Raw genomic sequence first — 584 nt, 5'->3', positions numbered from 1 at the left:
AATTCCCAGTTTAGTTTTGCGAGTATTCCTGCGTCAGTTGTCTGGTCTGTCTGTTTTAAAATGACAGTGGCTTTTTCTAAATCTGCTGCAGTTAGCTTGGGAATTGCCAGTTGAATTGCTTTCACCTCCAATGCACTCCTAATCTCGAAGATTTCTTGCGCTTCTGTTGGAGAAAGTGCTGATACCGTTGCTCCCCGATTGAGATGCAGCTTCACCAATCCTTCAGCTTCAAGCTGACGTAAAGCTTCGCGCACAGGAATGCGGCTGACTCCAAACTGAGTGGCAATTTCATCTTGTCTGAGGGATTGTCCTTCCTGAAAAATTCCCCGCACGATCGCTTCTCGCAAAGCGTCTGCAATCAAATCTGGGGTACTGCGTTGTTGTTGCAGCACATTGGCTGCTAGATCATTTAAGTTCATAATTTATTAAGTTCATAATTTATATTGTATACAATTTTTTGTATACAATATTCAAAAGATGTCTAACAATCCCTTTATTGATACCACGGGAGACAGTATGAGCATTCAATCTCAACCAGACCGAGTCATTATCTTTGATACAACACTACGAGATGGTGAACAGTC

General features: G+C 42.0%; 1 protein-coding gene. It reads right to left on the bottom strand.

Going from position 1 to position 584, the window contains the following annotated elements:
• Nucleotides 1-419, bottom strand: a 419-nt coding sequence (locus AC5590_RS08955) for a GntR family transcriptional regulator (RefSeq protein ID WP_169269051.1), incomplete at its 3' end; no start/stop codon positions are given.
• Between the last annotated feature and the right edge of the window lie 165 nt (nucleotides 420-584).

Source organism: Brasilonema octagenarum UFV-OR1 (genome assembly GCF_963888615.1).
Lineage (GTDB): Bacteria > Cyanobacteriota > Cyanobacteriia > Cyanobacteriales > Nostocaceae > Brasilonema > Brasilonema sennae.
The sequence above is the reverse complement of the archived record's forward strand: the minus strand, read 5'-3'. Positions and strand labels throughout refer to the sequence as shown.